Source organism: Amycolatopsis sp. AA4 (genome assembly GCF_002796545.1).
Classification (GTDB): Bacteria; Actinomycetota; Actinomycetes; order Mycobacteriales; family Pseudonocardiaceae; genus Amycolatopsis.
The window spans coordinates 8,158,027-8,183,201 of the sequence record NZ_CP024894.1; the positions used below are offsets into that span (position 1 = coordinate 8,158,027).

At 69.3% G+C, this 25,175-nt stretch carries 28 protein-coding genes; 9 read left to right on the top strand and 19 right to left on the bottom strand.

Translation table 11 applies throughout. The features are described from left to right. Positions 1–4: 4 nt before the first annotated feature. The 5 genes from CU254_RS37780 to CU254_RS37800 form a co-directional block, all read right to left on the bottom strand. A complete protein-coding gene (locus tag CU254_RS37780; protein ID WP_037716164.1) occupies positions 5–766 on the bottom strand; it encodes an ABC transporter substrate-binding protein in 762 nt (253 codons plus the stop codon). Positions 767–786: 20 nt separating this feature from the next. Then, positions 787–1,590 (bottom strand): ABC transporter substrate-binding protein, encoded by an 804-nt coding sequence (locus CU254_RS37785; protein ID WP_009084825.1) that lies wholly within the window; start codon positions 1,588–1,590, stop codon positions 787–789. Positions 1,591–1,735: 145 nt separating this feature from the next. Then, positions 1,736–3,163 (bottom strand): adenylosuccinate lyase, encoded by a 1,428-nt coding sequence (gene purB, locus CU254_RS37790; RefSeq protein WP_009084826.1) that lies wholly within the window; start codon positions 3,161–3,163, stop codon positions 1,736–1,738. 34 nt (positions 3,164–3,197) lie between these two features. Further along, on the bottom strand, positions 3,198–4,346 hold the full coding sequence (gene dgoD / locus CU254_RS37795) for a galactonate dehydratase (protein WP_009084827.1): 1,149 nt from the start codon (positions 4,344–4,346) through the stop codon (positions 3,198–3,200). Between the two features lie 8 nt (positions 4,347–4,354). Then, positions 4,355–5,035 carry an SDR family NAD(P)-dependent oxidoreductase gene (locus tag CU254_RS37800; protein ID WP_009084828.1) on the bottom strand — a complete coding sequence of 227 codons (681 nt, stop codon included), beginning with the start codon at positions 5,033–5,035 and terminating at the stop codon, positions 4,355–4,357. 79 nt (positions 5,036–5,114) lie between these two features. Here CU254_RS37800 and CU254_RS37805 point away from each other — a divergent pair, with 79 nt between their 5' ends. The 3 genes from CU254_RS37805 to CU254_RS37815 are packed head-to-tail and all read left to right on the top strand — an operon-like array spanning position 5,115 to position 7,419. Then, a complete protein-coding gene (locus CU254_RS37805; RefSeq protein ID WP_009084829.1) occupies positions 5,115–5,729 on the top strand; it encodes a bifunctional 4-hydroxy-2-oxoglutarate aldolase/2-dehydro-3-deoxy-phosphogluconate aldolase in 615 nt (204 codons plus the stop codon). Continuing rightward, entirely contained in the window at positions 5,726–6,712 is a 987-nt protein-coding gene (locus CU254_RS37810) for a beta-propeller fold lactonase family protein (RefSeq protein WP_009084830.1), read from the top strand. Before CU254_RS37805 ends, CU254_RS37810 begins: the two co-directional genes overlap by 4 nt. Then, complete coding sequence (locus CU254_RS37815; RefSeq protein WP_009084831.1) at positions 6,709–7,419, top strand: FadR/GntR family transcriptional regulator; 711 nt, start codon at positions 6,709–6,711, stop codon at positions 7,417–7,419. The genes CU254_RS37810 and CU254_RS37815 overlap by 4 nt, the downstream gene beginning before the upstream one ends. Here the strand turns inward: CU254_RS37815 and CU254_RS37820 are convergent. Beyond that, positions 7,395–8,327 (bottom strand): GlxA family transcriptional regulator, encoded by a 933-nt coding sequence (locus tag CU254_RS37820; RefSeq protein ID WP_009084832.1) that lies wholly within the window; start codon positions 8,325–8,327, stop codon positions 7,395–7,397. The two genes, CU254_RS37815 and CU254_RS37820, sit on opposite strands and share 25 nt — an antisense overlap. Positions 8,328–8,398: 71 nt before the next feature. Here CU254_RS37820 and CU254_RS37825 point away from each other — a divergent pair, with 71 nt between their 5' ends. Beyond that, the gene (locus tag CU254_RS37825; protein WP_037716167.1) at positions 8,399–9,055 is read left to right on the top strand and encodes an HD domain-containing protein; all 657 of its coding nucleotides are present in this window, start codon (positions 8,399–8,401) and stop codon (positions 9,053–9,055) included. Positions 9,056–9,068: 13 nt separating this feature from the next. Beyond that, entirely contained in the window at positions 9,069–9,482 is a 414-nt protein-coding gene (locus CU254_RS37830) for a RidA family protein (protein WP_009084834.1), read from the top strand. Positions 9,483–9,488: 6 nt separating this feature from the next. On the opposite strand, the gene CU254_RS37835 is transcribed toward CU254_RS37830, so the two are convergent. Genes CU254_RS37835 through CU254_RS37845 form a run of 3 tightly spaced genes read right to left on the bottom strand, consistent with a single transcriptional unit; the run spans position 9,489 to position 11,323 of the window. Continuing rightward, complete coding sequence (locus CU254_RS37835) at positions 9,489–10,094, bottom strand: TetR/AcrR family transcriptional regulator (RefSeq protein ID WP_037716169.1); 606 nt, start codon at positions 10,092–10,094, stop codon at positions 9,489–9,491. A 37-nt stretch (positions 10,095–10,131) separates the two neighbouring features. Beyond that, positions 10,132–10,821 (bottom strand): hypothetical protein, encoded by a 690-nt coding sequence (locus CU254_RS37840; protein ID WP_037716170.1) that lies wholly within the window; start codon positions 10,819–10,821, stop codon positions 10,132–10,134. Next, on the bottom strand, positions 10,814–11,323 hold the full coding sequence (locus CU254_RS37845; protein ID WP_009084836.1) for a SigE family RNA polymerase sigma factor: 510 nt from the start codon (positions 11,321–11,323) through the stop codon (positions 10,814–10,816). The genes CU254_RS37840 and CU254_RS37845 overlap by 8 nt, the downstream gene beginning before the upstream one ends. A gap of 141 nt (positions 11,324–11,464) precedes the next feature. Between CU254_RS37845 and CU254_RS37850 the strand changes: the two genes are divergently transcribed. Then, complete coding sequence (locus tag CU254_RS37850; protein WP_009084837.1) at positions 11,465–12,481, top strand: low specificity L-threonine aldolase; 1,017 nt, start codon at positions 11,465–11,467, stop codon at positions 12,479–12,481. Positions 12,482–12,497: 16 nt separating this feature from the next. Next, positions 12,498–13,079: an HAD family phosphatase gene (locus tag CU254_RS37855; RefSeq protein WP_037716172.1), complete on the top strand. Its 582-nt coding sequence runs from the start codon at positions 12,498–12,500 to the stop codon at positions 13,077–13,079. Between the two features lie 69 nt (positions 13,080–13,148). Here CU254_RS37855 and CU254_RS37860 read toward each other — a convergent pair whose 3' ends face one another. From CU254_RS37860 to purD, 9 genes are all read right to left on the bottom strand, one after another. Further along, positions 13,149–13,334 carry a hypothetical protein gene (locus CU254_RS37860; RefSeq protein ID WP_037354113.1) on the bottom strand — a complete coding sequence of 62 codons (186 nt, stop codon included), beginning with the start codon at positions 13,332–13,334 and terminating at the stop codon, positions 13,149–13,151. A 124-nt stretch (positions 13,335–13,458) separates the two neighbouring features. Then, on the bottom strand, positions 13,459–14,625 hold the full coding sequence (locus tag CU254_RS37865) for a pyridoxal phosphate-dependent aminotransferase (protein WP_009084841.1): 1,167 nt from the start codon (positions 14,623–14,625) through the stop codon (positions 13,459–13,461). Between the two features lie 42 nt (positions 14,626–14,667). After that, positions 14,668–15,813, bottom strand: coding sequence for a transglycosylase SLT domain-containing protein (locus tag CU254_RS37870; RefSeq protein WP_009084843.1), 1,146 nt, complete (start codon positions 15,811–15,813; stop codon positions 14,668–14,670). A 22-nt stretch (positions 15,814–15,835) separates the two neighbouring features. Continuing rightward, positions 15,836–16,147: a hypothetical protein gene (locus CU254_RS37875; protein ID WP_009084845.1), complete on the bottom strand. Its 312-nt coding sequence runs from the start codon at positions 16,145–16,147 to the stop codon at positions 15,836–15,838. 188 nt (positions 16,148–16,335) lie between these two features. Next, the gene (locus CU254_RS37880; RefSeq protein WP_009084847.1) at positions 16,336–17,094 is read right to left on the bottom strand and encodes an ESX secretion-associated protein EspG; all 759 of its coding nucleotides are present in this window, start codon (positions 17,092–17,094) and stop codon (positions 16,336–16,338) included. After that, positions 17,091–18,701 (bottom strand): PPE domain-containing protein, encoded by a 1,611-nt coding sequence (locus CU254_RS37885; protein ID WP_009084849.1) that lies wholly within the window; start codon positions 18,699–18,701, stop codon positions 17,091–17,093. Before CU254_RS37885 ends, CU254_RS37880 begins: the two co-directional genes overlap by 4 nt. Before the next feature lie 9 nt (positions 18,702–18,710). Then, the gene (locus CU254_RS37890; protein ID WP_009084851.1) at positions 18,711–19,358 is read right to left on the bottom strand and encodes a DUF3558 domain-containing protein; all 648 of its coding nucleotides are present in this window, start codon (positions 19,356–19,358) and stop codon (positions 18,711–18,713) included. Continuing rightward, a complete protein-coding gene (locus CU254_RS37895) occupies positions 19,294–19,683 on the bottom strand; it encodes a PE domain-containing protein (RefSeq protein WP_009084852.1) in 390 nt (129 codons plus the stop codon). The genes CU254_RS37890 and CU254_RS37895 overlap by 65 nt, the downstream gene beginning before the upstream one ends. Before the next feature lie 99 nt (positions 19,684–19,782). Next, the gene (gene purD / locus CU254_RS37900; RefSeq protein WP_009084854.1) at positions 19,783–21,042 is read right to left on the bottom strand and encodes a phosphoribosylamine--glycine ligase; all 1,260 of its coding nucleotides are present in this window, start codon (positions 21,040–21,042) and stop codon (positions 19,783–19,785) included. Positions 21,043–21,282: 240 nt separating this feature from the next. Here purD and CU254_RS37905 point away from each other — a divergent pair, with 240 nt between their 5' ends. Then, entirely contained in the window at positions 21,283–22,419 is a 1,137-nt protein-coding gene (locus CU254_RS37905; protein ID WP_009084856.1) for a glycerophosphodiester phosphodiesterase, read from the top strand. A 66-nt stretch (positions 22,420–22,485) separates the two neighbouring features. On the opposite strand, the gene CU254_RS37910 is transcribed toward CU254_RS37905, so the two are convergent. Beyond that, positions 22,486–22,869: a hypothetical protein gene (locus tag CU254_RS37910; protein ID WP_199786096.1), complete on the bottom strand. Its 384-nt coding sequence runs from the start codon at positions 22,867–22,869 to the stop codon at positions 22,486–22,488. A gap of 237 nt (positions 22,870–23,106) precedes the next feature. Here CU254_RS37910 and CU254_RS37915 point away from each other — a divergent pair, with 237 nt between their 5' ends. Continuing rightward, entirely contained in the window at positions 23,107–24,642 is a 1,536-nt protein-coding gene (locus tag CU254_RS37915; RefSeq protein ID WP_009084860.1) for an amino acid permease, read from the top strand. The last annotated feature ends 533 nt before the right edge of the window (positions 24,643–25,175 follow it).

Genomic DNA, 25,175 nt, shown 5'->3' on the forward strand with positions numbered 1-25,175 from the left:
CAGGCTACTTCGTCTTGAAATCCGCCGGAACCGGAATGTTCGGCTCGAACTGCTGGTGCACCTTCGCCCAGGTGCCGTCCGCGACGGCCTTCTTGATGCCGTCGTTCAGCTTGCCCAGCAGCTCCGTATTGCCCTTCCGCACCGCGTACCCGTGCGGGATGCTGGTCGTGATCGCCTTCGTCACCTTCAGCTCGGGGTTCTTGCTCGCGTAGTCCTCCGCGGACACCTGGTCGAACACCGCGCCGTCGATCGCCGAGGACTTCAGCGCGCTCAGCGCCGCCGCGTCGTTCGGGAAGCGGACCGCCTGTGCCTTCGGCGCGTTCGCGGCGAGCCAGGTGTCCGACACCGTGCCCTGCACCACGCCGATCCGCTTGCCCGCCAACGAGTTCTCGTCCGAAATGCCCGCGGTAGCCTTCGCCTCGATGCCGAGCGACTGGTAGTTGTACGGGTCGCTGAACGCCACCGTCTTCTTGCGCGCTTCGGTCTGCGCGATCGCCGAACTGCCGATGTCGAACCGGCCGTTCGCGACGCTGCCGAGCAGCGCGGAGAAGTCCGTCGACACGAATTCCAGCTTCAGGCCTTCCTTCGCGGCGATATCCTTCAGCAGCTCATTGTCGAAGCCGGTGAATTGGCCGTTCTCCTGGTACGCGTTCGGCCGGGAATCGCTCAGCGTGCCGACCCGCAGGGTCTCGCCCGCGTCGCCACCGCACGCGGTGAGACCGGCGACCAGTGCCGCCGCGAGGGCGGTGACGATCAGTTTTTTCATGCCACCAGTGTGCCCGCGCATCAGGAGTTCGCCACCGGGAGGCCCGGTCCGCCCTTCTCCAGCTCCTTCGCGACCGGCGCCTGCTTGAAGAACTGCGCGTGCAGCCGGGCCGCGGTGCCGTCGGCGATCGCCTTGGCCAGACCGTCGTTGATCTTCTTCAGCAGTTCGGTGTTGGACTTGGCGACCGCGAAGGCCGACGGGGTGTCCTTGTCCGCGACGGTGTAGCCGAATTCGAGCGGAACGGCCGGGTTCTGATCAATGTACTTCTGGCCGATGTCCTTCGGCACGACCCAGCCGTCGAGACCGCCGGTCTTCAGCTGCGCGAAACCGGCGTTGTAGTCCGGGAACCGGACGACCTGCGCACCGGCGAGCTTTCCGGCGAACTCGTCCTGGACCGAACCCTGCACGACGCCGACCCGCTTGCCCGCGAACGAGTTCGCGGCGGGCAGCGCGGCGCCCTTCTTGCTGACGACGGTGGTGTAGCTGGTGTCGTAGCCGTTGCTGAACGCCACGGTCTTCTTGCGCGCGGCGGTCGCGGAGATCGTCGAGCTGCCGATGTCGAACTGGCCGCCGGCGACCTTGGCGAGCAGGCCGGAGAACTCGGTGCCGACGAACTCGACCTGGAAGCCCTCGCGCTTGGCGATGTCCCGCAGCAGTTCGTTGTCGTACCCGGTGAACTGACCGTTTTCGAGGTAGATGCTGGGCGGGGCGTCGGTGAGCGTGCCGACGCGCAGGGTCTGCCCAGAAGCGTCCGAGGATCCGCACGCCGTGAGGCCCGCGGTAGCGGCGACGACGACGGCGAGCGTGCTGAGGATCTTTCTCATGACTTCTTCCTGAATATCCGGGGTGCGCAGACAAGAAGCGCCAGGCCGCGGGTCGGCGGCCTGGCGCTTCCGGGTTCGGCACGAAGACTAAAAGCTTCGCCCGATCGAGTAATGCCGTCTCAGCACGTGGACGACGTGCGCGCACTCACAGAATCGGCTGCGGCGCGTACGCCGCGGCGTCCGGGAATCGCTTGAGCACGTCCTCGACGCGCGCCGCGACTTCTTCGACCTGGCGAGGGGCCACGCCGGTGAACGAGATCCGGTCGGCGAGGAGTTCGTCCAGCTCAGCGCGGTCGAGCGGGATCCGGTCGTCGGCCGCGAACCGGTCGAGCAGGTCGTTCTCGACACCGCGTTCGCGCATCGCGAGGGCGACCCCGACGGCGTTCTCCTTGATCGCCTCGTGAGCCGCCTCACGCCCGACGCCCCGGCGCACCGACGCCATGAGCACCTTCGTGGTCGCCAGGAACGGGAGATAGCGATCAAGCTCACGCTCGACCACGGCCGGGAACGCGCCGAATTCGCCGAGCACAGTGAGGAAGGTCTCGAGCAGGCCGTCGAGCGCGAAGAACGCGTCCGGCAGCGCGACGCGGCGCACCACGGAATCCGAGACGTCGCCCTCGTTCCACTGGTCGCCGGCCAGTTCGCCGATCATCGACAGGTACCCGCGCAGCACCACGGCGAGGCCGTTGACGCGCTCGCAGGACCGGGTGTTCATCTTGTGCGGCATGGCCGACGACCCGACCTGGCCCGGTTTGAAGCCCTCGGTGACCAGCTCGTGCCCGGCCATCAGCCGGATCGTCTTGGCGAGGCTGGACGGCGCGGCGGCGAGCTGGACCACAGTGGACAGTACGTCGAAGTCGAGCGAGCGCGGGTACACCTGCCCGACGCTGACGAACCGGTTGCCGAAGCCGAGGTGCTCGGCGATCTTCGTCTCCAGCTGGTCCAAAGTGGACTCGTCGCCGAGCAGGTCGAGCATGTCCTGCGCGGTGCCGACCGGGCCCTTGATGCCGCGCAGCGGGTAGCGCTCGATCAGGTTGTCCAGCCGGGAGAACGCGACGAGCAGCTCGTCGGCGGCGGTCGCGAAGCGCTTGCCGAGCGTGGTCGCCTGCGCGGCGACGTTGTGCGAGCGGCCGGCCATCACCAGGTCGGAGTGCTCGACGGCGAGCGCGGCCAGCCGGGACAGCACCGCGGCGACGCGCGCGCGGACCAGTTCCAGCGACCGCAGCTGCTGCAGCTGCTCGACGTTCTCGGTGAGGTCGCGCGAGGTCATGCCCTTGTGCACGTGCTCGTGCCCGGCGAGGGCGTTGAACTCCTCGATCCGGGCCTTCACGTCGTGCCGGGTGACGCGTTCGCGGGCGGCGATCGAGTCGAGGTCGACCTGCTCGACCACGCGCTCGTAGTCGTCGAGGACGCCGTCGGGCACCTCGACGCCCAGCTCGGCCTGAGCCCGCAGCACGGCGAGCCACAGCCGCCGCTCGAGCACGACCTTGCGTTCGGGCGACCAGAGCGCCACCAGCTCAGGTGAGGCGTAGCGGGCGGCGAGCACGTTCGGAATGCGGGGCTTGTCCGTCACGCGGCCACGATACCTGCGCAGGTCAGCGGGGCGGTCACCACTCCGTGAAGCTGCCGTCGGGCAGCCGCCACACGGGCGACCGCCAGGCGTGTCCGGCCTCGTCGGCGCGGCGGACAGCCTCCTCGTCCACCTCGATGCCGAGGCCGGGCGCGGTCGGACGCGCGGCGTAACCGTCGATGAACTGGAACAACGCGTCGTCGGCGAGATAGGCGACCGGCTCGCGGCCGTCGTGGTAGTGCATGCCGAGGCTTTGCTCCTGGATCAGGAAGTTCGGCGTCGCGAACGCCACCTGCAGCGCGGCGGCCAGCGAGATCGGGCCGAGCGGGCAGTGCGGGGCGAGGTTCGCGCCGTACACCTCGGCCAGCGCGGCGATCCGGCGCAGCTCCGAGATGCCGCCCGCGTGCGACGGATCCGGCTGCACCACGGCGACGCCCGCGTCCAGCACCGGTTTGAACTCCCAGCGCGAGAACAGCCGTTCCCCGAGCGCGATCGGCACCGTCGAGGCCTCGACCACCGATTTGACGACGTCGGCGGGCAGTTCCGGCAGCACCGGCTCCTCGACGAACATCGGCTGTACTTCTTCGAGCATCTTCACCAGCCGCCGTGCCATCGCGGGCGAGACGCGGCCGTGGAAGTCGATCGCCAGGTCCCGGTCGGGTCCGAGCGCTTCCCGGGCCTCTCGCGCGCGGGCCAGTGCGGCAGCAGCTTCGGCCGGGGCGGCGATCGGCCCGAGGGGACCCGCGACGTTCATCTTCACCGCGGTGAACCCCCGCTCGACCTGCGCGGACACCGCGTCGAAGATCCCCGACGGACGATCGCCGCCGACCCACGAATACACCCGCACGCGATCGCGCACCGGACCGCCGAGCAGCTCGTGCACCGGAGCGTTCCGGGCCTTGCCCGCGATGTCCCACAACGCCTGGTCGAACCCGGCGAGCGCGCTGGAAAGCACCGGACCGCCGCGGTAGAAACCGCCGCGCCGCAGGACCTGCCAGTGGTCCTCGACGCGCAGCGGATCCTTCCCGATGAGCAGCTCGGCCAGCTCGTGCACGGCCGCGCGGACGGTCCCGGCGCGTCCTTCCACGACCGGTTCGCCCCAGCCGGCGATGCCCTCGTCGGTGCTGATCTTGAGGAACAACCAGCGCGGCGCGACGAGGAATGTCTCGATCCCGGTGATCTGCACCTTGTCTCCTAAGCGGAATCTTTCGCGGCCGACCAGCCGCCGTCGACGGTCAACTCGGCGCCCGTGACGAACGACGCCGAGGACGAGAGCAGGAAAGCGATCACCGCGGCGACTTCGGCGGGGTCGCCAAGCCGACCGGCGGGGGTCGCGCGGGCGCTGCGTTCGCGGTCTTCCTCGCTGATCCGGCTCCACGCTTCGGTCTGCACCGGCCCCGGGAGCACCGAATTCACCCGGACCTCCGGCGCGTACTCCACGGCCAATTGCCGGGCCAGAGACACCAACGCGCCCTTGCTGGCCGCGTATGCCGGGTGTCCAGGAAGCCCGAAATGCGCGTGTACCGAGGAAACCAGCACCACCGAGCCGCGCCGGGCGCGCAGCGAAGGCAGGAAGGACCGCACGGCGAGGTACGCCGCGGTGAGGTTCACGTCGAGCTGTCGTTGCCATTGCGCGCGGTCGGTTTCGTGCAATGGCCCCAAAGTCGGCACGCACGCGTTGCTGACCACAGCATCGACTTCGCCCGCTAGTTCAAGAACCCGTTGCCACGTCTCGTCTTCGGCCACGTCGCCCTGTACGCCGCCGGGCACCGGGGCGAGGTCGACGCCGATTACCCGGTAGCCGTCGGCTTCGAGCTGGAGGGCGGTCGCGGCTCCGATCCCGGACGCCGCACCGGTCACCACGGCAGTGCGCATGGTTCGCAAGCATGCCGCACTGCTCCACGGTCGGCAAGAATAATTAGTAATTTATAATTTGCCTGCTAGGCTGGCCGGCATGGGATACCGGTGGGAGATCACGCGGGAAGCGGTGCGGCAGGGCGTCGTCGGGATCGTGCGGACGGCGGACGCCGCCTCCGCCGTGACCGCCGCGCGGGCTGTGCTCGACGCTGGGTTGAAGTCGGTCGAGATCCCGCTCACCAACGCCGGTGCGCTCGTCGCGATCGAGGAGCTGAGCGCCGCGTATCCGGACGCCACGATCGGGGCCGGCACGGTGCTCGACGAATCGTCCGCGACGGCCGCGATCCGTGCGGGGGCCCGGTTTCTCGTGTCTCCGTCACTGCACACCGAGGTGTTGCGTACCGCTCATCGGTACGGCGTCGCGGCGTTGCCGGGCACCGGTTCGGTCACCGAAATCGTGCGCGCGATGGAGGAAGGTGCCGACGCCGTAAAGGTTTTCCCCGCTTCCGCTCTCGGTCCGCAGTGGGTCAAGGACGTGCGCGCCGCGCTTCCGCAAGCCCCGCTCGTGCCGACGGGTGGAATCGCTCCCGAGGACGTGCCACGCTGGCTCGACGCGGGCGCCGTCGCCTGCGGGATCGGGTCGGCGCTGACCCGTGGCTCCGCTGAGGACATCCGGGCCCGAGTGGCCGCACTGGTGAGGGAGAGCTCGTGAGCGACGTCGTACTCGTCGGCTGCCGTACCGCCGAAACCGGCGGAAACGGTACGGGAATCGCGGTTTTCCGGCGCTCCGGCGGCGAGTTGATCGCGGATTCGACGGTGCCGATGGTGTCGCCGACCTGGCTGACCCAGCATCCCGCGCTGCCGATGGTGTACGCGGTCAACGAGACGAGCTACGGCGAGATCACCTCCGTTTCGGTCGAGGACGGCCTGGTCGCGCTCGACGTCGTCGAGTCCGGCGGGGCCAGCCCGTGCCATCTCGCGGTGACGCCGGACGGCCGGTTTCTGTTGTGCGCCAACTACGGCGGCGGCAGCCTCGCCGTGTTCGCCCTGCGCGAGGACGGCCGGATCGACGGACGCACGGATCTGGTGCAGCACACCGGAAGCGGGCCGCGCGCGGACCGGCAGGAGGGCCCGCACGTCCACATGGCGGTGTCGTCGGCGGACAGTTCGGTGGTGAGCGCCGTCGATCTGGGCACCGACGAAATCCGCAGCTACACGCTGTCTCCCGAAGGAAAACTGACTCCGCTGGCGGTTTCGTCGCTGCCTCCGGGCACGGGACCGCGACAGCTCGTGCGCGGCGCGGACGGAATCGCTTACGTGGCCGGAGAATTGTCGGGCGAGCTGATTACGATGCGGGAGACTTCGCCGGGAGAGTTCGCGTTCGTCGAAGCGACCCCGGCTACCGCGGCGGGCGGCGAATCCCTGGTGGCGCACCTGGAAGTGCTCGATTCGGGGATCTACCTGTCGAACCGCGGCCCGGAATGCATCACGTCGTTCGCCGGGAATCCGCTGCGCGCGACGGCCGATCAGCCGTGCGGCTCGTACCCGTGGAACTTCGCCGTCGCGGACGGATTGTGCTACACCGCCGCGTTCAAGGACGACGTCGTTTCCGTTTTTCCCTTGAAGGAACTCGGAAACGCGGAGGTCCGCAAGTACCCGACCGGCTCCCCGACGTGCGTGCTCCCGCTCCGGTGACCGACCATCGCCCTCGCGGCCTGCACGGACAGACCGTGGAAACGCTCGCCGCGCGCATTCTGTCCGGCGACTGGCGCGAGGGCATGGTGCTGGACCTTCCCGCGTTGCGCGAGGAGCTGGACATCAGCCTCACCGCGCTGCGGGAAGCGTTGAAAGTGCTGGCAGCGAAGGGAATGATCGGCGCCCGACAGAAGCACGGCACGTTCGTGCAGTCGCGCGAGAACTGGCAACTGCTCGACGCCGACGTCATGCGCTGGCAAACCACCGCGCGCGGAAACGCCGGTCTGCTGGACGAATTGGCCGAGGTCCGCGCCGTGGTCGAGCCCGCTGCCGCGCGGATGGCCGCCGAGCGCGCGACCGCCGAAGACCTTGCCGCGCTTGAATCCGCGCTCGAGGCGATGGTGGCCGCGCCGGATCTGGAGGCGAGCGTCGAGGCGGATTTGGCGTTTCACCGCAGCCTGCTGACCGCCGCACACAACAACTTCCTGCTCCAGATCGAACGCGTCATCGCGATCGGCCTGGCGGAGCGGGACAAACTCGTCCACAGCGCCGGTCCCACCGACGATCCGGTCCCGAGCCACCGCCGGGTGCTCGACGCGATCGCCGCGCACGACCCGGTCGGCGCGGAAACCGCGATGCTGGATCTGCTGGCCACCTCCGCCGCCGACGCACAACGAGCGGGTCAGGAAGTGAACGCGCGCCGGTAAGCCGTCGGCGTGGTCCCGAGCGTCCGCCGGAAGTGCAGCCGCAGGTTGGCCGGGGTGCCCAGGCCGCACTCCCGCGCGACCCGGTCCACCGAATGGTCCGTGGTTTCGAGCAGTTCCCGCGCCTTGCCGAGCCGGGCGTTGAGCAGCCACTGCAACGGCGTCGTCCCGGTTTCCTCGGCGAACCGGCGCAGGAAAGTGCGCTGCGACATCTCCGCGTGCCGCGCGAGCAGCCGGATGCTGAGCGATTCGTCCAGTCGCTGCAACGCCCATTCCCGCGTCGCCGACAACGACGCGTCGCCAGCGTCCGCGAGCGGAGCGGGCACGTACTGGGCTTGGCCGCCTTCCCGATGCGGAGCGGCCACCAGACCGCGCGCGATCCGATTCGCGACCGCGGCACCCAGGTCGCGGCGCACGATGTGCAGGCACAGGTCGATGCCGCAGCACACGCCAGCCGACGTGAGCACGTCGCCCTCATCGACGTAAAGCACATCCCGATCGACCTGGACCGACGGGTATTCCCGCTCGAATTCGTCGAGATACTCCCAATGCGTCGTGGCGTGCAAGCCGTCCAGCACTCCCGCCGCGGCCAGCGCGAACGCACCCGTGCAGATGGACACCACCCGCCGTCCCCGGTCGCGCGCCTCGGCCAGCAACTCGACCGCTGCTTCCGGCGTCTCGGGGATGGGGTCGTACCCCGGCACGATCACCGTGTCCGCCGCGCGCAGCTCCTCGATTCCGCCCTCGGCGGCCAGCGCGAACCCAGCGCTGGTGGAGACCGTCGGGCCGAGCGCGCACAGCGTCATCTCGTAGTGCGTTTGCGGGCGGGAGTGAAACACCTGCGCCGGGATCGCGAGGTCCAGCGGAAGGACCCCGTCGAGCGCCAGCACCGCGACCCGATGCACCGTCATGGCAAGATTCTATCGAAGTACGGCAAACTTGCCACTCACCAGGTCAGCGGGGTGCGGGCCACGCTGAAACCATGACCGAACTCCTTCCGGACCCGGTGGTCGCGCTGCCCGCGACTCCGCTGGCGGACGCCGTCCTCGAGGTCGTCCGCCCGGTGGAATCGCAGTCAGTGTTCAACCACAGCGTCCGTACCTACCTGTTCGCGCGGCTGGTCGCCGACCGGCTGGCCGGGCCCGGCTTCGACGACGACCTGCTGTTCGCCGCGTGCGTGATGCACGACCTCGGCGTGGCGCCGGACGGTCCGCACGTGGAACGCTTCGAGGTCGAAGGTGCCGAACGGGCGGCCGAATTCCTTGTCCGGCAAGGAATCTCCACCGCGGACGCCGACCAGGTCTGGCAGGCCATCGCCTTGCACACCACCGCGGGCATCGCGGAACACCGCGGTCCGCTGTGCGTACTCGTCCGCGCCGGGGTCGCCGTCGACTTCGGCGGTCCGATCGGCACCCAGTACCTCGACGCCGTCACCGACGAGCAGGGCGAGGCGATCCACGCCGCCTATCCCCGGCTGGAGATGGTCCGCTCGCTCACCGACGCGATCGTCGCGCAGGCCGCGAAAAACCCGCGGAACGCACCGATTCCGTCCGTCCCCGCCGATTTCCTGCGGGAACGCGCGGCGGACGGCGAAACCCGGCTGGAACGCGCCAGCCACTCGTCCCGCTGGGGCGTCTGAGAAAGGAAGCCGCATGCACGCCGTCACCATCCCCGAGGACTCCGAGGTGTTCGGACCGTCCGGGGCCTCCGCCTTCTCCCGCTTCGGCTACTCGGCCGCCGTCCGCGCGGGCAACCTCCTCTTCATCGCGGGGACGATCGGCCGCCGCCCGGACGGGGAGATCGCGGAAACCATCGAGGAACAGACCGAGATCGCGCTCCGCCGGATCGAGGAAATCCTCCGCCTGGAAGGCCTCGATCTGTCCGCGCTGGTCGACGTTACGAGCTACCACGTCGACATCCGCCAGCATCTGCCCGGTTTCCTGGAAGCCAAGAAGCGCCTGGTCACCGCCGAGCCGTACCCGGCGTGGTCGATGATCGGCGTCAGCGGGCTCGCCAGCCCGGGGCTGTTGATCGAAATCCGCGCCACCGCGGCGTATCGAGAGTGACTGTCCTCAGTGGACGGTCTCGGCGAGCGCGGTCCGCAGCATCCGCCCGGCGGCGGCGCGCGGAGCCGGGTCGACCGCGATCAGCGCGTTCACCACGGCCCCGTCGACCAGCGCGACCAGCCGGTCCAGCTCGTCCTTGGCCACCGGCGTCCCGGAACGCGCGAAGATCTCCGTCAGCAGTTCGTTGAGCTGCTGGGACAGCGTCCGCATCAACGGGCGCAGGTACGGCCGCCGTCCGGTCGCGACCAGGCGTTCGTAGCGCAGCAGGACCGCCTCGGCGTCGGCTTCCGGGTCGCCGCTCTGCGGGCCGAGCAGCATGTCCAGGACGAGTTCCACGGTCGCCTGCACGCCCCGGTTCCGGGTCGTCAGGTCTTCCAGCTGCCGTCGCCCGTTGGCCAGTTCGGTCTGCCCGTGGTGCTCCACCGCGGCGGTGACGAGTTCTTCCAGCGAGTCGAAGTAGTACGTCGTGGACGCCAGCGGCAGGCCCGCCCGCTCGGCGACCGCACGGTGCCGGACCGCGTCGAAACCGCCCTCGGCCAGCAGCTCAGCGGCGGCTTCGACGAGCGCGGCCCGTCGTCGCTCGCCCTTCGGAGTCGTGGCTGCTGCCGTCATGCCCGGATATTCTGCCAGCCGGGCGGTGAGCCGCCGATCAGAACCGGGGGGCGAGCGACGCGGCGAACCGCGCCAGGTCGGTTGCGTACGGTGCTGGACGGCCGGCAGTCCCCGGCACGCTGACCAGCACGAGAGTTCCGCCACTGCCGGTTCGCTGACGCACGGTGACGGCTCCGGCCGGTTGCGTGGGCACGTTCACCGCGGCTCCGCGCGCGAACACCGCCGCGCCGATCATCCCGTCCGGAAGCGGGAACCCCGCGCCGCGCGACGACGTCGTACAAACGCTGCCTGGGGAAGCCTGCGCGGCGTTCAAGTGGCCTGGGAGCTCGCCAGCGAGGGCAGTGGCGAGCTCCCAGTCCACCCGTCCGCACCCGGAGGTGCCTTCGACCCGAGGGCCGGTCCTCCCGGTTTCGCCGGCTCCCTGCCGAGACGGCTGCCCCGGGAAGTCATCCCCAGTGCTGAAAGGACGCGCCGCCGGCCCGCCGGGTTGCACCGGTGCGGCTACGGAATTCGCGCCCGAATCGGACTTCTCGCTCGAAATGCCCACAATTCCCCAGGTGCCGAACCCCGCGGCCACGAGCACGGCGGCCGCGCCGGCGGTGATCCGGTTGCGCCGGCGCACCGTCTCGCGCTTCGAACGGCGCACCACGTCCTCGACCGAGAAGGTCGGCGGCGGCACCTCGCCGGGAACGGCGGAGAACAACGTCTCGGCTTCCCGCTCATCCATTGGTCTCCACCTCCCGTTCCAGCACCTGGCGCAGATTCGCCAACCCGCGCGCCGTCTGGCTCTTCACATTGCCCTCGCTGCAGCCCAGCGCCGTCGCCGCGGCCCCGACGTCCAGTCCGTCGAAGAACCGCAGCACCAGCACCGCCCGCTGCTTGGGCGGTACTTCCTTGAGCGCCGCGAGCAGGTCCTCACGGGTCGCGACGCGTTCGGCGAGCCCGGGACTGTCGTCAACGGGCTCGGGCAGCACCTCGGTCTGCCGCTCCCGCCGCCACGGACGGCGGGATTCGTCGATGACCGCGCGCACCAGCGTCTTGCGCACGTACGCGTCGGTCGCCGCGCGGTCTCTGATCTTCTTCCACCTCCGGTGCAACGCGACGAACGCCGTCTGCGCGAGGTCGTCGGCCTTGTGCCAATCCCCGCACAGCAGATAGGCGGTCCGGCGCACAGCGTCCCTCTTCGCGGCGAAGTACTCCGCGAACTCCTGTTCGTCGCGCTGGTCCACGCGCTTTGCCGCTCCGCTCTGGCCATGTCCGGTGAAGGGACGGATCCGGGGGCGTCCACGGTTGCACGTCCGGCCGGAAACGTTCCACCCCCCGCCGCATTGATGCCGCGCCCGCCGGTGTGATGTGATCGGACTGTGACCATGACTGGGCAGCTGATCGACTTCCGTTCCGACACCGTCACCCGCCCGGACGCGATCATGCGCGCGGCCATGGCCGAGGCCGAGGTCGACGACAACGTCATCGGCACCGACCCGACCATCGCCGAGCTGGAGCGCCGGGCCGCGCAGACGCTCGGGATGCCCGCGGCGCTGTGGACGCCGAGCGGGACGATGGCGAACCTGATCGCGCTGAGCGTCCACCTCCAGCGCGGCGACCGCTTCCTCGCGACCCGCGGCGCGCACGTGCTCGTCAACGAACTCGGCTCAGCTGCCTGGCTGGCCGGCGGCATGCCGGACATCCTCGAACACGACGCGGGCCCCGGCCGGTGCCTGCCGGAAACGCTCGAAGCCGCGATCGGCAACCCCGGCCCGTACTTCACGCTTCGCACCACGCTGCTGTGCCTGGAGAACACGCACAACGCGGCCGGCGGCGCGGTCACTCCGCCCGACGAGCACGCGCAGCTGCTGTCCGTCGCGAAGCAGGCCGGGCTCACCGTGCACCTCGACGGCGCGCGGATCTGGCACGCGGCGGTCGCGCTGCAGGTGCCGCCCGCGGCGCTGACGGTCGGCGTCGATTCCGTGTCGGCGTGCTTCAGCAAGGGCCTCGGCGCGCCGGTCGGGTCGGTCCTCGCGGGCAGCGTCGAGTTTGTCGAAAAGGCCCGCCGGATGCGGCAAATGCTCGGCGGCGGCGTGCGGCAGGGCGGAATTCTCGCCGCGGCGTGCCTGGTCGCCTTGGACCGCGTGGACGAGCTGGCGGAGACGCACGAGTTCGCGAAACGGCTGGCCGACGGCCTCTCCGAGCACGGATGGGACGTGCGAGCACCGGACACCAATATCGTTCTGGCCGGGGTGCCGGACGTGCCGACCGCGCTGAACTGGCTCGGCTCGCTCGGCATCCAGGCTCTGCCCATGGCGGGCAAGGTGCGGTTCGTGACCCACCGCGACCTGTCGTCCGCCGACATCGCCGAAGCACTGCACCGGATCAAAGCCGGTGCCTGAACCCTGGGGGACTCGGGTGACCAACTGGATCGTGTTCGACTACGGCGAGGTGCTCAGCGTCCGCACCGGCGCGGTGCCGAAGCTGGCGGCCGCCATGGGCGTCGCGCCCGAGACGTTCGAGCCGGTGTACTGGAGCGTGCGCGACCCGTACGACCGCGGCTGCACCGATCTGGAGTACTGGACGTCGATCGGCGACCAGGTGGGCGTGAAGGTGGACGACGCGCTGTCGGCCGAACTGACCGCGCTCGACGTCGCGGGCTGGGGACAGCTCGCGCCGGGATCGCTGGACCTGCTGCAGTCGCTGTCCGACGCCGGAGCCTCGCTCGCGTTGCTGTCGAACGCGCCGTCGGCGTTCGGCGTCTGGGTGCGCGAGCAGGAATGGTCGAAGCTGTTCAAGCACACGCTGTTCTCCGGCGACGTGAAGGTCGCGAAGCCGGACGCCGAGATTTTCCAGCTGCTCCTGGACAAACTGGGTGCTAAGCCGGACGAGTGCCTGTTCTTCGACGACCGCCAGGTCAACATCGACGGCGCCCGCGCGGTCGGAATCCGCGCACACCTGTGGGACGGTGCCGAGGCCGCCCGCGCGGCACTGGGCTGAATCGCGAACGGCTCCCGCGCCTTTCCGGTGCGGGAGCCGTCTCGTCTGCTCAGTATGGTTCGGCGCCGGTCAGCGGGTGATCCGCTTCGACTGCTTCTTCCCGGTGATCGCCCCGTAGGCCGCGGTGCCCAGGAACAGCACCCCGCCGATGATGCCGATCCACAGCACGGCCTTGAACACGAAGCCGATCACTGACCCGAGCACCATGAAGGCGATCCAGGCCACGACGAGCGCTCCGACGATCTTCCAGAACATGGCTCCTCCGATGCCGTTTCCGCGCCACGTCGGCCCGGTGCCCTCCAGCGTGCCATCCGTGCGACGGAAACTCTCTCCATCTGGCCAACGTTCAGGGAAAGCTCGGGGTTCCCCCTGACCGGTTTCACCCCAGCCAGGCACCCAGCCGGCGCAGCCCCTCGGTCACGTCCTCGGTCGCGCCCGCGAAGGAAAACCGCACGTAGCGGCCTCCGTCGACCGGGTCGAAGTCGATGCCCGGGGTGATCGCAAGGCCGGTGTCGGCGAGCAATCGCTGGCACCAGCTCAGGCTGTCGGTGGTGTGGTCGGAGACGTCGGCGTAGGCGTAGAACGCGCCGTCGGCCGGGGCGAGCTTGTCGAGACCGATCTCGCGCAGTCCGGCGAAGAGCAGGTCGCGGTTGCGCCGGTAGTGCTCGACGTGCGCGTCCGCCTCGGCGTACGACTCCGGCGTGAACGCCGCGACCGCCGCGTACTGCGAAACCGCGGGTGGGCAGATGGTGAAGTTGCCGGTCAGGACGTCGACCGCGCGGTGCAGCCGCTGCGGCACCAGCATCCAGCCGAGCCGCCAGCCGGTCATCGCGAAGTACTTCGAGAACGACCCGAGCACCAACGCTTCCCGGCCGTACTGCCAGGCGCAATCGAGCTCCTTGCCGTACGAGATGCCGTGGTAGATCTCGTCGCTGATCAGCTGCACGCCGTGCGAGGCGCACCAGCCGGAGATCGCGGCCAGCTCGCCGGGCGGCAGCACGGTCCCGGTGGGGTTGCTGGGACTCGCGACGATGAGCCCGTCGATCGGCCCGAGCCGGTCGAGAAGCTCGACGGTCGGCTGGAAATTCGTCTCGGCGGTGGTCGCGAACTCCACGACCTCGCAGCCGAGGACGTTCAGCAGATTCCGGTACGCCGGATAGCCCGGGCGGGCCATCGCGACCCGCGCGCCGGGGTCGAACGCGCTGAGGAACGACAGCAGGAACCCGCCGGACGAGCCGGTGGTCATGACGACGTCGGACGCGGTCACGTCGAGGTCGTAGGTGCGCCGGTAGTGCCCGGCGACGGCTTCGCGCAGCTCAGGAATGCCGAGCTGTTCGGTGTAGCCGAGAGTGTGCGCCTTGAGCGCTTCCTGGGCGGCTGCGAGGACCGCTGTCGGAGCGGGCACGGACGGCTGCCCGGCGGCCAGCGAAATCAGGTCGCCGTGGCTGCGCTGCCGGGCCTGCGCCGCGGACAGCACGTCCATCACGTGAAAAGGAGGCACGCCTGCCCGCAACGCGGGCCCGCCGAAAGCACCGATGTCGACCATGCGGCCAGGCTAACCGGCGGGACCGCGTGCGGGGTGCGCCCGTCAGTAACCGCGGTACGCGCCGCCGTGCGCCATCGCCTGGATGCCCGGCACGTTGCCGATCGAGCCGTACCGGTCGATCGAGTACCGCACGCCGGCGATGATGTTGTCGACCGGGTTGTAGATGTTGTCGTGCCCGGGCAGCTTGTGCGCGTTGAACGTCGAGTCGATGCACTGCATCAGGCCCTTGGACGGATGCCCGGCCGCGGCGTTGGAATCCCAGTTGTTGATCGCGTTCGGGTTGCCGCCGGACTCGTGCTGGATGATCGCCCAGATGTTCTTGATGTCCGCGTCGGTCACGTTCACGCCCGCGGCCTGCAATTCCTTGATCGCTTCCTGGATCCACTGCTGGACGTTGCCGGGAGGCGGAGAGGAAGGCGGACCGCCGCTGGGGCCGAGACCGCCGCCGCCTCCGCTGGCGCCCCCGCCACCGCCGCCGTGGTGACCGCCTCCGCCGCCACCGCCACCGCCGCCGTGTCCGGTGTGCAGGCCGCCGGTGCTCTGCGGGATGGTGCCGTCGGAGTTCGGGAGCGGGACCTGCGAGTAGCCGCCGGTGATCTGGGTCTGCATCAACTGCTGCGACTTCTTGACCATGTCGTCGGCCTGGTTAAGCAGCGGATCGATGGTCTGTTCGGCAGTCGTGGCGTTCGTTTGGTTGGCCTTGTTCGCCTCGTCGATGATGGACTGCGACGTCGGACTGGGCGCCGGGCCCTTCTTGTCCGACTTGGCGTACTCCGCCTCGGCCGCCTGCGCCTTCTGCGCTTTCTCCGACTCTTCCTTGATGCGCTTGTCGATCGCCGACTTGGCGGTGTTGAAGGCCTCGGTGACCTTGCTCTTGATCCCCCCGAGGTCGCTCGACAGCTGGGTCAGGTCCTTGCCGACGTCGTCAAGATGCCCCTGCACCTTGTCGCCCGCTTTGGTGATCTGAGTGACGTACTCGACGAAGGCGTCCGCTGCCGGACCCTCCCACACGCCGCCCGCCAACGACTTGGCGGAATTGTTCAGCGCGGCGCTGTGGTCGCCCGCCTGCTTCGCGGCGTTGCTGAACTGCTGCCCGGCCTTGCTGATCGCGTCCGGGTTGATCTTGTCGACCTTCTGGGCCTTTTCGACGATGCCGTTCCAGTTCGGCGGGTAGTCGATCAGCGCCATGCTCCAGCCCCCTCGTGCCTGCTCAGCGGTCTTCGTGGACGGTCAGGTCGGTCTTGTGGACCTGATCGGTTTCCTGGATCAGCCCGGCCGCCTTCTTGAGAATGAAGCTGGTCGCCTCCATCAGCTTCCCGGCCGCGTCGAACTCGCTGTGCACGCCCTGCTTGAACGTGCCGACCGCGCCGTGCACGTCCTTGGAGCCGCCCATCGTGCCGAACGGGCTCTCGTGCTCCTCGTCAACGCCGGTGAGGTGCTTCTTGGACTTTTCGAACTCGTCCTTCAGCTTCTCCACGTTCCTGGCGGCAATGGCCATGGAATCCGGGTCGTAGACAGGCACCGTTCGTCATCCCCTTCGCGACACTCGCTTCCCGACCAGTTCAGACGTTCCCCTGACCGGTTCGGTTCCCGTGCTTACTCTAAGACTTCGGACGCGTGCCGTGTGCAGTTCTGTCCGACTCGCGGCCGCGAACCCCCGGACCGGGTTAGAGCCGGGGCGAAACGGGAGAAAACGGTCCGCCCAAGGCATCAAATCGCGGCCTGCAACTCCCGCACCCGCTCCGCCAGCACCGCGTTGTCCGCCGGGCTCACCGTCGCCCACGTATGGCCGTCCGAATCGTCGGTCAACTGGAACAGATACCGCCCGGAATCGGTGTCGTAAAACGCCGCCACATGCGGTGACCGGCGCACCGTCCCGTCCCGCAGGACCCGTTCCGCGCAGAACTGGCCGCGGGCGGCCTGTCCCATCAGCATGCCCGCCAGTTCCTGCGCTTCCCACAACGCCACGCCCCGGTCTTCCAACGCCGTGACCAGCGCTTTCGGCTCCCCGGCGGCAGCCGCGTCGGCCGCGACCAGCGTGCTGTGCGGCACCGAGACCGACTGGCCGACGCCCGGGTCGAGCGATCCGGCCACCGACACCACGGCGTCGGCGAGCGCACTCGCGTCCGCGGGGATCAGCCACACCTCGTCCCGGTCGACCACCGCGAGCACGGCCTGGCTGCCCCGGCTCACCGCGCGGCCGTGGATCTCGCGGTCCGCCCACACCCAGACGTCCACCGCTTCCCGCGGACGCGCCAGCAAATGCAGCTGGTCAAGCACCGTCCCAGAGGGACGGCGGCCGCGCGCCAGCCGTCGCTGCGCGAGGGAATCCCAGACGGACTCGATCAGCTCGGCCCGTTCGGTGTGCGTGCGGCCCGGCGACGGAACCGCGAGCGCGGCCGGGCGTCCGCCCAGCTCCAGCGATTCCCACAGCACATCGAATTCGAGGGCGGTCAGTACCAGGTTCACGGCCGGCGCACGTCTCCCGTGCCGTCGCCGAGGACGTCGCGCGTCACCATCCGGCCGTCGGCGAACAGGTCCTTGTCGTCGACGCCGAAACGGCGCACGTGCTCCTCGTCGCTTTCCTGCGGAGCGGCTTCGGAAAGGTATTTGGCGTCCCCGCCACCCGATTTCGGCGCGATTTGCTCGGCTTTCCGCAACGCGACGGCTTCTTCCTCGGGAAGCTCGTCCACCGGCAACGGCCGGACCAACCCCTTCGGCTGGCTTTCCTGTGCGCGGCCTTGCCTTTCGCGGTCTCCGGATAGCGCACCACCGGCTACTCCCGCGCCCAAAGCCGCCGCGCCCGCCCCGATTTCTCCGGGTGACGCGCCGCCTCCGCGCGGGGTGGGGGCGGTGCCGGGGGTTTCCGCGACGGGGGCTGCCGGTGCCTGCGGGGCACTGCCGACCAGCCGACCTCGTTGCAGTGCTTGGTTTTCGTGCCCGCTGCCGGAGTAGCTGCCCCCGCCCGAGCCGCCGACCGCGGCACGACCGGATCCGCTTGCGCCGCCAAGACTTTCGGCGCTGCCCACAGTTCCTCGGTTGACCGGCGCGCTTTCCTGCCCGCTGCCAGTCCCACGAGGACCGGTCGGCAGGAATGTGCCGGACTCGCCGGGCCGCATTCCGCCCGGACTCCGCGTCCCGCCGGAGGGGCCTGGCCCGCCCGAAGTGGTTGGCGCGCTGGGGATTCCCGGTCCGCCGGTCGGAACTGACCGCGGCGGGTTACCACGGGGTCCCTGCTCCCAGCCCGCGGGCGGAGGCGAAGACGGCGGCACGTAACTGGCCGCGACCACCGGCGCGGCTGGCCGAGGCGCCGGTGCCGGCGAAGCCGTGCCGTACCCGGGCGTCGGCGGATCCCCCACCGGAGCGGCCGGAGGAGCCGGGGGCGGCGGCGGGGGAACGTACTGCGACTTCACCGACGCCGCGGCGGGCCGCACCTGGCCGTCCGGCGTCACCTCGACCGCCGCGGCCGCGCGGTCGACCGGGCTCGGCCCGCTGCCGGGCTGGACCATCGTGAGCGACTGCGGCTGCCCCAGCGGTTCGGTGGACAGCAGGTTTTCGCCGCTCTGCTGGGCGTAAGCGTTCAACGCCTCGACCGCTTGGCCGCGCGCGTTGTCCGCGGCCTGCACCTGAGCCGCGTGGTCGGTCTCGAAACCGAGGAAGCTCGCCACCGAATCGAGGAGCGTGAGGCTCTCCGCGCCTTTGCGCACCGCGGCCGGGTCGGGCAGCTTGTACTTGGTGCGATTGAACGCTTCTCCTTGCGCGAAAAGCATTTCCGCCGTGTGCGCGACCTTCTGCATCGCGTCCTGCGAGAAGCCCGCCTGGTCCGACAGTACCTGCCCGGCCTGTCCGCCCGCCTGGCTCTGCCATTCGACGCCGAGCTTCGCCAGCTGCTCGCGCAGGGTGTGGTCGGTGCCCGCGAGCGCGGTCGCGATTTCGCGCAGCGCCTCAACCGCGGTGGCGATGCTGGCGATGCCGTCGCCGGTGCCGAATTTCTCGATCTCGTCGGCGATGGCGGTGTCGGTCCACCCGTCGAAACGGTGGTCGCGGATCCTGCCCGCGAGTTCGGAGATCTCCACGCGCCCTCCCTAGGTCCGGTTCTTCAGGCCCTGCACGGCCAGGCCGGCGGCCTGGGTGGCGATGTCGCACAACTGCGGCTGGCTGAACGCGCCCGCGGTGACCGCGAACTCCTGTGCCGCCATGGTCTGTCCCGCGGCGACGCCGACGAGCACTTCGCAGTCGGCCGGCGTGCCCGCCGCGCGGTAGTTCGTGATCGCCGGATAGCCCTCGACGCTGGTGGCCGCGGTGGTCATGCTGTTCTTGCGCCGCGATCCGGTGAGCCATTCCTGCACGTCCGCGTTGACGATCCGCAGGTGCAACGCGTGGAACGGTTCGGTCTTGTCCGAATCGAACACGCAGGTCGGACCGTCCTTCGGCTCGGCGGCCTTGCGCGGCACGCTCGTCACCTTCAGCAGGTCGAGCTGCGCCTGACCCAGCAAGTCGCACGGATCGGTCCCGGCGATCGGCAAATCCGACGGCCGCTGCGGCAAAGCGGCCGCTTTCGTCTGCTGCGCCAGGGAACTCATCGCGGGCTGTACGGGGTACGCGGTGCCTTGCTCGCCTGACGAGCAGCCTGCGACCCCGAGTACCGCGACAACGGCGAGGATCGGCTTAGTGGATGCCGTGCGCACCGCGGTCCCCGAAAGCCGCGGCCTTGTCCGCGTCGCTGGCCTCATACGTCTTCGCTGCTTCGCGCAACTGTCCGACAAGCTTGTGCAGATTGGCGACGTACGCACGCACCTGCGCGGCGTACGACTGATCGCCTTCCGCGACAACCGTGTTCCACGCAGCCATCGCGTTCACGCTCACCGTGTCCGACGAAGGAGTGTCGACGCGCAGCTCGCCCAGCCGCGTGAGCAACTTGTCTTCGAGCGCGCTGACCTGCTCGTCGACCACCCGCGCGACCTCGAGCAGCTTCGCCGGCTCGACCACGATGTCCGCCACGCCCGGCGCTGCCGGAACCGACGAAGCCAGGTCGGTGAGCGGTGTGCTTTCCGGCATGCGCTAACCCCTCCCGTGATACGGACGGTGACCGTACGGACCCGTTTCGAGGCTACCAACCGGCGCGTGAACCCGAGGCGAACTTCGTGGAGAACCTGTTCAGGCGGGAGTGCTTATTTCCCCGTTGGCCGCGCGCAGTGCGATATCGGTGCGATGGTGCGAGCCAGCGAGGTGTACGCGCTCGACAGTCTCGTACGCGTGCTTACGCGCCGCCTTAAGCGACTTACCGGTGCCAACGACCGACAGCACGCGGCCGCCAGCCGAGATCACCGCACCGTCGTCGCGACGCCGCGTACCCGCGTGAAGGACGCCTTCGATCTCTCCGCCGGTGATGACGTCGCCAGTGCGCGGCTTGCCCGGGTACCCGTCCGCAGCGATCACGACGGTGACCGCGGCCCCGTTCGACCACTCCAGCGGCGGCAGCTCGGCCAGCTTCCCGGTGGCGGTCGCGTTCAGCACAGTCACCAGCGACGTACGCAGCAGCGCGAGCACAACCTGCGTCTCGGGGTCGCCGAAGCGGCAGTTGAACTCGATCACCTGCGGGCCTTCCGAGGTGAGCGCGAGCCCGGCGTAAAGAAGGCCGGAGAACGGGCTGCCCCGGTCGGCGAGTTCGTCCACCACCGGCTGCACGATCCGCGCGACGACGTCGTCCACCAGGCCCTCGGGCGCCCACGGCAACGGTGCGTACGCGCCCATGCCGCCGGTGTTCGGGCCGGTGTCGCCGTCGCCGACGCGCTTGAAGTCCTGCGCGGGCAGCATCGGCACCACGGTGCGGCCGTCGACGAAGCAGAACAGCGAGGCCTCCGGACCGTCCAAAAAGGACTCCAGCAGAACCGGGTGGCCGCCGTCGAGCAGCATCAGCGCGTGCTTGCGCGCGACCTCGACGTCCTGCGTCACGACCACGCCCTTGCCGGCGGCGAGACCGTCATCCTTCACGACCCAGGTAGGCCCGAAGCGCTGAAGCGCGGCGTCGAGACGCGCGGGAGTGTCGACGACCTCACTGCGAGCCGTCGGGACCTTCGCGGCCGCCATGACGTCCTTCGCGAACGCCTTCGACCCCTCGATGCGCGCGGCCGCGGCAGACGGCCCGAAGCAGGCGATGCCGGCTTCGCGCACCGCGTCGGCGACGCCCGCGACGAGCGGCACCTCCGGCCCGATCACGACGAGGTCGGCCTTCCACTCCTTGGCCAGGGCCGCGACAGCTTCCGGCTCGGCGAGCTCGACCCCGAGCTGCTCCGCGACCGCAGTCGTGCCGGCGTTGCCGGGGGCGCAAGCGAGCGCCGTGACCGCGGGGTCGCCTGCCACCGCGAGGACGAGTGCATGCTCCCGGGCGCCGGAGCCGATTACCAGTACGCGCACGCGGGACAGCGTAACGGTGCGTGTCGCGCCGCGGCAGCGCGCCGTCCGCGACCCCGGCCCGGACCAGGTGCGCGACTGGTCCGGTGCCGGTCGCGCAGTGTCCGGATTAGGCCGCCATCCACCGTTTACCCGGTTGTCAACCGCTCGTCCGGCTGGTGCCGCGCGCCCGACGCTTGCGGCGGTGAGGGTGACGCGGTAGTCGTGGCGAGCTGCGGATCGCCCGGTAGAGAAAGGTCCCCCATGAAGCGCAAACGCCTCGGCGTGCTCGCCCTGTCCGGTCTGGCCCTGCTCGGCGTCGCGGGTCTCGCGATCGGCCCGGCCTCCGCGAGCGAGGAGACGGCCGCGGGTGCGGCCGCCCACGGTCCCCGGCACGATGGCCCGGTGATCGTCGGACACCGGGGAGCGCCCGGCTACCGCCCGGAGCACACGCTCGCGTCGTACGAACTCGCCTGGCGGATGGGCGTGGACTACGTCGACGTCGACCTGGTGCCGACCAAGGACGGCCAGCTCGTCGCCCGGCACGAGCCGGAGATCAGCGGCACCACCGACGTCGCGGCCCATCCCGAGTTCGCCTCGCGCAAGACGACGAAGGTGATCGACGGAACCAAGATGACCGGCTGGTTCACCGAGGACTTCACTCTCGCCGAACTGAAGACGCTCTACGCGAAGGAGCGGATCCCGCAGAACCGGCCGAACAACCAGCTCTACGACGGCCGCTACCGGATCGCGACGTACCAGGAGGTGCTCGACCTGACCCGGCGGCTCGGCCACGAACTGCACCGGACCCTGGGCACCTACCCCGAGGTCAAGCACTCGACGTACTTCAGCTCGATCGGGAACCCGACGGAGCCGAAGCTCGTGTCGATCCTCAACCGCAACGGCCTGAACCGCCCGAACGCGCCGGTGATCATCCAGTCGTTCGAGGTGTCGAACCTGCAGGCGCTGAGCAAGCAGGTGCGAGTGCCGCTGCTGCAGCTGACCGAGGCGAAGGGCGCTCCGGCGGACTTCGTCGCGAAGGGCGACAAGCGCACGTACGCGGACCTGGTGACGCCCGCCGGTCTGCGCGAAATCGCGAAGTACGCGAAGTACCTCGGCCCGGAGAAGGGCCAGATCATCCCGCGCGACGCGCAGGACAACCTCGGCAAGCCGACCACGCTGATCGCCGACGCGCACCGCGCCGGTCTCGAGGTGCAGCCCTACACCTTCCGCAACGAAAACCCGTTCCTCCCGGCGAACCTGCGCTCCTCGGCCAGCCCGAGCGCGTACGGCAACGTGTTCGCGGAGGAGGCGGCGTTCTTGAAGGCCGGGGTCGACGGATTCTTCGCCGACCAGCCGGACACCGCGCTGGAATCGGTGCGGGACTTCGTCGGTCGCTGAGTTTTCTCTGGTTTCTCCTGGCCCGCCGGTGACCTTCGGGTCACCGGCGGGCTTTTTCGCGGCTGTTCAATCGTTGCGCCGATGGAGCGCGCCGCGAAGCTCGCGAGCGATGGTTCGCTGCAATCGCCGCAGGATCACGATCGTCTCCTCGTCCGAGAAGCCGGTGGTTGTCGACCAGTCAATGCCGGAGCCGAACACGTCGCTGGCGAAGACGATTTCGGTAGCCACCACTATCCGCCGCCAGTCCCCAGCGCTGAGCGGATCGCCAGCGATGAGTGCTGCCCGCAGCCGGCTCCCGTCCTCGTGCAAATCAGCCACGCTCTGGAAGCCCATCGCCACTGCGAGCGCCTCAGTGCAACGCGCCGGCCCACCCCACTCATCCAGTCCGCAACGCAGCACTTTGCGCTCTTCGTCGGCCAGTTCGATCGCGACCAGCTCTTCGGCGTTCACTCGCTGATCATCGCCTGCGCACTCAGTCACCCCAGAGACGACCTGTTCGAGTGATGCGCACTCGAACAATTGTTCGAGATACTCGTCTCATGTTGATCACCCAAACCCGAGCCGCCCTGCGCCGTTCGGAGGAGCTTCCGTCCAGCGACCAGCGAAACCTTGACACCCGCGAACGGAGAGGGCTAACTTCTGCGCACTCTCAATGGTCTGTCCGCATACCTTTCAGGTGGGTGCCCGATGGATGTCTCCGACCAGCAGACCGGACAACCCGACGAAGACAGCGCTCGCCTGCACGCGCTCGGCTACGCGCAGGAACTCAAACGCACGATGTCGGCGTTCTCGAACTTCGCCGTGTCGTTCACGATCATCTCGATCCTGTCCGGCTGCCTCACGCTGTACGGCTTCGGCATGAAGACCGGCGGCCCGGCGGCGATGATCTGGGGCTGGCCGCTGGTCGGGCTGTTCGTGGTGCTGGTCGGGCTGGGCATGGCGGAAGTGTGCTCGAGCTACCCGACCGCGGGCGGACTCTATTACTGGGCCGCGAAACTGGCGACCCGCAACGGTCCGGCGTGGTCGTGGTTCACCGGCTGGTTCAACCTGATCGGACAGATCGCGGTCACCGCGGGCATCGACTTCGGCGCCGCGCTCTTCCTCAACGCGTTCCTCGACCTGCAGTGGGGCTTCAGCGCGACGCCGGGGCACACGATCTTGTTGCTGGCCATCATTCTCGTCGTGCACGGGGTGCTGAACACCTTCGGCGTGCGAGTGGTGGCAGTGCTGAACAGCGTCAGCGTGTGGTGGCATCTGCTGGGCGTGCTGGTGATCGTCGGCGTGCTCGTGTTCGTGCCGGCGAAGCATCAGCAAGCGTCGTTCGTGTTCGGCAGCTTCGTGAACCAGACCGGCTGGGGTTCCGCGCCCTACGTGTTCTTGCTCGGTTTGCTGCTGGCGCAGTACACCCTCACTGGCTACGACGCCTCGGCGCACATGACGGAGGAAACCAAGAACGCCGCGAAAGCGGGCCCGCGCGGGATCATCAACTCGATCCTCGTGTCATTGGTCGCGGGCTGGATCCTGTTGATCGGCCTGACGTTCGCGATCCAGGACTACGACGGAGCCGTCAACTCTGCCACCGGCGTCCCGCCCGCCCAGATCTTCATCGACGCGACCGGCGCGGTGACCGGCAAATTCCTGCTCCTGATCTGCATCGGCGCACAACTGTTCTGCGGCATGGCCTCGGTGACCGCGAACTCCCGCATGATCTACGCCTTCGCCCGCGACGGCGCGATCCCGGGTTCGAAGATCTGGCACAACATCAACAAACGAACCCAAACCCCGACCAACGCAGTCTGGCTAGCGGCGGGCGGGGCACTGGTGCTGGCGCTGCCGTACCTGTGGAGCGCGACTGCGTACGCCGCAGTCACCTCGATCGCGACAGTGGGCCTGTACGTCGCGTACGTGATCCCGGTCTTCCTCCGCGTCCGCCGCGGCGACAGCTTCGAGAAGGGCCCGTGGAACCTGGGCCGCTGGGGCAAACCCATCGGCATCGTCGCGACGGCGTGGGTCGTGGTGATCTTCGTGCTCTTCATGCTGCCCCAAGCAAGCCCCATCACGGTCGACACGTTCAACTACACGCCGATCGCCTTCCTGGTAGTCCTGGGCGGAGCGGCCCTGTGGTGGGTCCTGTCGGCGCGGAAGTGGTTCACCGGCCCGAAGGTGCAAGGCTCGGCGGAGGAATTGGCCGCGGTGGAAAGGGAACTGAAGGAACTCGGCTGATCCGGAGGACACCCGAGACCGCGGACCGTTCTCCGCCCGCCATCGCTCAATCCGACCGCGTGGTCTGGCATTTCGCGGTCCGGCATTGCACGGTCCGGAATTGCACGGCCCGGAATTGCACGGCCCGGAATTGCGCGGTCCAGCGTTGCCGGGTGCTCCGGCGTTGCTCCGCTGCGAGTACCTGAGCGAAGCCTCCGAAGGGGAGTCTGTTCAGCCGGGCGCCGCCCACAACTCCGGTCGACCCCGCCGCCGCAGCGCCGCAACGCGTCTGCCCTGCATGCCTCGGTGCGGCCCTATGCCGCACCACCGGGCGACGTTGCCCGCCGCTGCCCACCAAGCCGACTCAATGCCTACCGACCCCCGCCCCCGGCAACTCGCCGTCGCGCCAATGCCGGTTGGCGATTCCCTTCGTCCACGACTCTGCCCAGGGCACCACGTCCACCGTCCACTACCGCTGCAACACCGGGCCGCCTTCCGCCTGCCGACTAACTCTCGCAGGCGCTGTCCCGAAAGGAGGATCCTCCCAGCGCTCG